At 72.7% G+C, this 231-nt stretch carries 1 protein-coding gene; it reads right to left on the reverse strand.

The window, feature by feature from the left end; translation table 11 throughout:
- Window positions 1-219: MaoC/PaaZ C-terminal domain-containing protein (locus MFF64_RS37450; protein WP_273557226.1), on the reverse strand; the 219-nt coding region annotated here is incomplete at its 3' end.
- Between the last annotated feature and the right edge of the window lie 12 nt (window positions 220-231).

The raw sequence follows: 231 nt of genomic DNA on the forward strand, positions 1-231 counted from the left end.
CGGCCCCTGCTGGAGCAGCCGCATCCCCAGCGCCGCCGTATGCCAGCCCGACGCGATCAGCCGGCCCACGAAGGGCGTCTCCCCGGCCGCCTCGTCGAGGTGGAACGGCTGGAAGTGGAACGCCCGCGCGAAGCCCACGATGGCGTCGCGGCTGACCGTCAGGGGCTCGCCGACGATGACGTCGCGGACGGAAAAGTCCTCGATCGCGGGGTCCGGCATGGCAGCCTCGTC

This window comes from Methylobacterium frigidaeris (assembly GCF_022179185.1).
In the GTDB taxonomy this organism is placed as follows: domain Bacteria; phylum Pseudomonadota; class Alphaproteobacteria; order Rhizobiales; family Beijerinckiaceae; genus Methylobacterium; species Methylobacterium frigidaeris.